The sequence below is a fragment of the Aeromonas sp. R10-1 genome, assembly GCF_040908465.1.
In the GTDB taxonomy this organism is placed as follows: Bacteria; Pseudomonadota; Gammaproteobacteria; order Enterobacterales; family Aeromonadaceae; genus Aeromonas; species Aeromonas caviae.
Map to the genome: position 1 here is coordinate 133,145 of NZ_JBFODT010000014.1, position 6,000 is coordinate 139,144.

At 60.5% G+C, this 6,000-nt stretch carries 2 protein-coding genes, 3 tRNA genes, 1 other RNA gene and 1 pseudogene; 4 read left to right on the forward strand and 3 right to left on the reverse strand.

Annotation, left to right across the window (positions count from 1 at the left end):
- Window positions 1–158: 158 nt before the first annotated feature.
- From AB5Y93_RS06270 to AB5Y93_RS06280, 3 genes are all read right to left on the reverse strand, one after another.
- Complete coding sequence (locus AB5Y93_RS06270; RefSeq protein ID WP_368228996.1) at window positions 159–1,871, reverse strand: hypothetical protein; 1,713 nt, start codon at window positions 1,869–1,871, stop codon at window positions 159–161.
- 237 nt (window positions 1,872–2,108) lie between these two features.
- A tRNA-Asn gene (locus AB5Y93_RS06275) sits at window positions 2,109–2,184 on the reverse strand.
- A 2-nt stretch (window positions 2,185–2,186) separates the two neighbouring features.
- Window positions 2,187–2,262 (reverse strand) — tRNA-Asn (locus AB5Y93_RS06280).
- A 467-nt stretch (window positions 2,263–2,729) separates the two neighbouring features.
- Between AB5Y93_RS06280 and dauA the strand changes: the two genes are divergently transcribed.
- From dauA to hcp1, 4 genes and pseudogenes are all read left to right on the forward strand, one after another.
- Window positions 2,730–4,466 carry a C4-dicarboxylic acid transporter DauA gene (dauA, locus tag AB5Y93_RS06285; protein ID WP_368228998.1) on the forward strand — a complete coding sequence of 579 codons (1,737 nt, stop codon included), beginning with the start codon at window positions 2,730–2,732 and terminating at the stop codon, window positions 4,464–4,466.
- Between the two features lie 270 nt (window positions 4,467–4,736).
- Window positions 4,737–4,824, forward strand: a tRNA-Ser gene (locus AB5Y93_RS06290).
- 54 nt (window positions 4,825–4,878) lie between these two features.
- A non-coding RNA gene (locus AB5Y93_RS06295) (RtT sRNA) lies at window positions 4,879–5,007 on the forward strand.
- A gap of 718 nt (window positions 5,008–5,725) precedes the next feature.
- A pseudogene (gene hcp1 / locus AB5Y93_RS06300) lies at window positions 5,726–6,000 on the forward strand (type VI secretion system effector Hcp1); the annotation flags it as partial.

The following is a 6,000-nucleotide window of genomic DNA, read 5'->3' on the forward strand; positions in this document are numbered from 1 at the left end:
CCATGAGGGCAAGGGACGGGCGCATCGGGATGCGGGGGCGGAAGGCGAGCGCCCTTGCCCCGAGGTGGGGCAGGGGGATAAGAAAGAACCCGACCGATGGCCGGGCTTGGGGGGATTCAGGCACCGGGAGTGGAGGGGCGGCCTGTTGGCCCCAACGTTCAACCTTCTGGCAGGGGATCATGCAGGGACGGGGCCAGGGCAAACCAGGCCGAAGCCAGGTCCGGGCTGCCCAGCGGCGTCGCGGCCATGAGGTCACGAACGTCAAACTCGTCCGGCACGCTGGCGGCGTGATGTTCCCAGACATGATCCAGCGTGGCTTCCTGCCGTGCGGGCAGGGCGGCAATCTCGGCGGGGCTGCACAGTCCGTGGTGCAGGAGCTGGGGAGCATAATCGAGCATGAGCTGCTCCCGGCAGGCCGTGCGGATGTCGTCCCTGCTCCCCAGGTGACGCAAGGCTTCCAGGTTGCCAGCAAGCCAGCCGAGGCGGGCTGCTTCACAGCCGAGGTCGTGCCATGCGGCCAGTTTGTCCGTCGCGTCGGCCAGTTGCTGATTCATCTGTCGGCGCATCCGCAGCAGCAGTTGGCCCAGGGGGGTGCCGTCATCCAGGGATTCATCAGGCCAGGCCAGAATATCCTTCGCCACCTTCATCAGGACGGGCATGCTGTCTCCCTCGGCGGTGCCGACCAGATCGCACAGTTGCAGGGTAGGGGCGATGCGATTTCGCAGGAATTTTCCCTGGGCACCACACCGCTGCATGCAATGTTGCAGGGAGGTTCGCATCAGTTCGACGGCGACGGCCTTGACCAGGCCAGCGTCGGTCTGAAAGCGGGAGGAGTGCCGTCCATCCGGCAAATGTCGCTGTTTTACCCCTTCATACAGCGCCATGGCGGCCAGCCCCGTCACATAGGCACGAGTCAGTATCCGGCGGTGCAGGGCATGGTGCGCCAGCGGTATGACCCGCCCGTTGTGGGCGTGCAGCGGTCGTTGCTGCGCGTAGTGAATGGCCAGTGCGAGGCTCAGTTTCAAGCCGGGGATCAGGGAGGCGGTCAGCACCAGTTTTCCCCACTCAACACGGCGCAGGGAGCTGAAGAAAATGTCGCGTTGGCTGGCAAGACGAGAGTGAAAGACGCCCCCAGCACTGATGTCGTGCTCATGACCCCTGAGCCATGCCCAGCGGGGGAGCGCCACCTGCTCGAAGGTGATGATGGCGTGATCCACCACGTCGAAGTAGGGGAGGTCGAGCACGTCCGTGCTGGAGACGCTGACCCCCTGACACAGTGCGCCACGGGCGTCCCGGCAGGGCACCAGAAAGGGATGAATGCCGCAGTCTTGCTCGCCGACCCACAATCTGGCCATTACCACGCTGCTCTTGGGTTGCCCTTCCAGGGCGATGTAGGGCATGAACTTGGCGGCATGCCGATGGGGCGTATGGAGGATAAAACCGTCAGTGGCACAGTCGTAGCGGACTTCGGTTGCCATGCTCATGGCATTGTTGCCACAACCGAGCTCGGTGACCAGATAGAGCCCGTGAGTGCGCAAGGCCAGAGCCTCTTCAATCTGACCGATGATCTCCGGATGGTGCCGATCCCCCAGCTCCAGCAGCGTGCCGAGATAGAGATTGTAATGACTGGCCAGCAAGGGGCAGAGCCCCCCTTGCCGGGTCAGGCAGGGAGACTCCATCAGGGTGAAGAGGGGGGCCAGGTCGTCAACGATATCCTCTTGCCCGAGTGCAGCCGTGCTGGCGACAGTGTGGAAAATCCGGTAGATGGTCCGGGTCCGTTGTGCCTTCTCGAGTTGATGGAGATCGGGGAACAGGGTGTCGTTGAGTGCCAGAGCATGCAGGCGACTGGCCAGTGAAGCAGGGTGTGACATGATGGCTCCTTGACTGGATAAATCCAAATGGTCCTTTTCGAATCAATCATAGTCTTTGGGATCTCTGTGACACCCTGGTGACGCGCCTAGGGACGAGTAAGGGTCGTCATCGAAGGCCATGGGGAATCAGGAAAGCAAGCAGGTGGCGGTTTGGCGCGCCATCGGGCAGGGGGGCCGTGGACAGGCCCGGAAGAGCAGATATGAAAAAGCCCAGCCAAAAGGCTGGGCTTTAAAATGTGGCTCCCTCGACAGGACTTGAACCTGTGACATACGGATTAACAGTCCGCCGTTCTACCGACTGAACTACGAGGGAATTGGCTCCTCCTACTGGACTTGAACCAGTGACATACGGATTAACAGTCCGCCGTTCTACCGACTGAACTAAGGAGGAATAGCCTGTCTCGTCGAGACGGGGCGGATATTAATGGCCCATCTCCCGGGTGTCAACCCGCCTGTCGGCGTAAAAAATGGCTTTTTGGCCCGTTTGCCCAAAACTTGGGCAACGCGGACTATTTTCAGCACAATCAGGAGCTTGAGATCGCGCCTTCGGTCGGGTTGTGCCTGCTTGGTATCCTGATTCCCGCATACTGCCAGGAGGAGGCGTGGTGTCGTTCATCCGCAGAGTACCGTGCCCGGGGAAACCTGCCGTGGCGGGAAACGGCGTTGATATTCGGGGTGTCACCGACAATATTGCGTGCTCATGGCCATTTCTTGATCCCGCCCATCGAATTATCTGGCCGGGTCGGGTATGGTTGCCTTCGATACCATCGCCGCGTCGACAGCTCTGCCGGCCCTTGATGATGATCGGGTGCCGGTTCACCCCGGCCTTTGTCTCCCTCTTCTGGTATTACCCTAGACATGCACAATCAAGCTTCCTTACAAGGCGTGAAGCTGGCCATCGCATTGCGCCAATCCTGCATTGACGAACCCTACAGCGTGGCGCGCTTTGGCCGCGACCTCATCGCCGGCATCACGGTCGGCATCATCGCCATTCCCCTTGCCATGGCACTGGCCATCGCCAGTGGGGTGCCGCCTCAGCACGGGCTCTATACCGCCATCATCGCCGGCATCGTCATCGCCGTGACCGGGGGATCCCGCTTCTCCATTTCGGGCCCCACTGCCGCCTTCGTGGTGATCCTCTACCCGGTGGCCCAGCAATTCGGCGTGGGCGGCCTCTTGATGGCCACCCTCATCTCGGGCTGTTTCCTGGTGGCCATGGGCATGGCACGTCTCGGGCGCCTCATCGAGTACATTCCCCCCTCGGTGACCCTGGGGTTCACCGGTGGTATCGCCATCGTCATCGCCACCCTGCAGATCAAGGATTTCTTCGGCCTGCAGGTCCTAGAGATGCCGGAAACCTATCTGGGCAAGGTACAGGCGCTGGCCCATGCCCTGCCAAGCTGGCAGTGGGGGGACACCCTCGTCGGGGTGGCGACGCTGGCGGTGCTGCTGCTCTGGCCGAGATTACGCCTGCCGGTACCCGGCCATCTGCCCGCCGTGCTGGTGGGGGTGGGGCTCGGGTTTGGTCTGCACCAGTTCGGGGTGGACGTCGCCACCATCGGCAGCAAGTTCAGCTATACCCTGGCCGATGGAACCCGGGGCATGGGTATTCCCCCCATCGCGCCGACCCTGGTGATGCCCTGGGCGCTGCCGGGGCCGGACGGGGCACCGGTGGAGTGGAACCTCGCCGCCATCGAGCGGCTGCTGCCCGCAGCCTTCTCCATGGCCATGCTGGGAGCCATCGAATCCCTGCTCTGCGCCGTGGTGCTCGATGGCATGACGGGTCGCAAGCACAGCTCCAACGGCGAGCTGGTGGGGCAGGGCCTTGGCAACATCCTGGCCCCCTTCTTCGGTGGCATCACGGCGACGGCCGCCATCGCGCGCTCCGCCGCCAACGTGCGGGCCGGTGCCACCTCGCCCATTTCCGGTATTGTCCATGCGCTGGTGGTACTGGCTGCCATCCTGGTGCTGGCTCCCTGGCTCTCCTGGTTGCCGCTCTCTGCCATGGCCGCCCTGTTGCTGCTGGTGGCCTGGAACATGAGCGAGGCCCACAAGGTGGTGGATCTGGTGCGCCGGGCGCCCAAATCCGATGTACTGGTGCTGCTGGTCTGCCTGTCGCTGACCGTCATCTTCGACATGGTCATCGCCATCACCTTCGGGGTGATCCTGGCCTCTTTGCTGTTCATGCGCGAGATAGCCAAGATGACCAGGCTGCACAACCTGGCGGATCACAAACGCTATGCCAGCGAGGTGTCCCCCTCGACCCTTGTCTACAAGATCAACGGGCCACTGTTCTTTGCCGCCGCCGAGCGGGTTTTTGACGAATTGCTTGCCCAGGTGAAGGACCACAAGGAGTTGATCCTGCAAATGGAGGCGGTCTCGATCCTGGATGCTGGCGGTCTCACCGCCTTCCAGCAATTCGCAAAACGCATGGCCAAGGCGGGGGTCCGTCTCAAGGTGGCTGAATTGCAATTCCAGCCCCTCAAGACCCTGGCGCGGGCCAAGGTGCGTCCGGTGGCGGGAGAGCTGGAGTTCTACGGCTCACTGGAAGAGGCGATTCGAGGAGAACATTTGCACGAAGCGGTTGAAAATTGATGGAAAGGGATAGGAAATGGCATATTTTTAGTCACTTGGTTCGCTTATTGAGCAAACAGTGGCAAAAGATAAAAAATTGCATTGACCGCCTCGCGCCTATCCCTTACATTACGCCCCGTTCCAGCGCAACGGCGCAGCGAATTCGTGTTGGCTGAACACGTTAAAACACAGACCAAAATTGGGTGCGGTGTCCGAGTGGCTGCCCACCGACGAAGTCAGCAAGATGCACGCGCAGCGTGCTCAGAAAGCCACTTCAAGCAGTGAAAATTTGGTGAGGTGTCCGAGTGGCTGAAGGAGCACGCCTGGAAAGTGTGTATACGGCAACGTATCGAGGGTTCGAATCCCTCCCTCACCGCCAAATTGCAAAAAACCGACCTGATGGTCGGTTTTTTGCTTTGGGGAAGCGTTATCAGCTCATGTCGAAGAGGGAGGGTGAGAATCCTCGCCGGGTTCGAGCAGAGCAGCTTGCAGCGATGAACGGCCGCAGGCCGCCCCGAAGGGGTGAGCCACGCAGTGGCGAATCATCCCTCCCTCACCGCCAAATAAAACAAAAGGCCCCGTCGAAAGACGGGGCCTTTTGTTTTATCCGGTGATGGGCGGCTCGGTTCGGGCCCAGGTTCGAGAGGCGGGCAGGATAGCCCGCATGGACGGCCAGAGGCCGTCCGCAGGGCGAGCGCCAGGGACGGCGCGAGTCAATCCCGACCCATCCTCAGATGTCAGAACCGGCCAGATGGTCGGTTTTTTGCTTTGGGGAAGCATTTTCCGCTCATGTGGAAGAGGAAGGGGGAGCGCCCTCGTCGGGTTCAAGCAGAGCAGTTTGCCGGGATGAACGGCTGCAGGCCGTCCCGAAGGGCTGAGCCACGCAGCGGTGAATCATCCCGCCCATACAGCCAACTAAAACAGAAGGGCCGTCGTGAGACAGGCCCTTTTGTTTTAGTTGCCAACAATCTGATCATGCCTGTGATGGGGGGCTCGCAGGCGAAGCGGAGATTCCGCTGGTCTGGTTTGGGGAAACAGCGTGAAGGTAGAGATAAACTCCGCCACGCGCAATATGTTGCATTCATGCCAGTCATTTATGCTGCATGTGCAAGGTTTAATGGGCAAATGCATTGATTGCGCAACTTGTTGCGTCATGGCGCCGGTGCGCGAATCGGTTTTATATTCAACTAATTGTTTTAAAACAAAAAAATGTCTTGGCATGGTCACTGCTAACGGATTCGGACGAGTGTCATAACCGTTCAACCATCAGGAGCAATTCCATGCCAACTCCATGTTATATCAGCATCGAAGGTCAAACCCAGGGCAACATCACTGCCGGTGCTTTCACCTCCGATTCCGTCGGCAACATCTTCGTGCAGGGCCATGAAGACGAGATGCTGGTACAAGAGTTCCAGCACGTCGTCACCGTGCCGACCGATCCGCAATCCGGTCAGCCTGCCGGTCAGCGTGTCCACAAGCCGTTCAAGTTCACCGTTGCCCTGAACAAGGCCGTGCCGCTGATGTACAACTCCCTGGCCTCCGGCGAGATGCTGCC

Excerpts from the sequence above, each read along its gene's own strand:
- AB5Y93_RS06270 (WP_368228996.1), bottom strand. The coding sequence starts at position 1,871 with ATGTCACACCCTGCTTCACTGGCCAGTCGCCTGCATGCTCTGGCACTC.
- dauA (WP_368228998.1), top strand. The coding sequence starts at position 2,730 with ATGCACAATCAAGCTTCCTTACAAGGCGTGAAGCTGGCCATCGCATTG.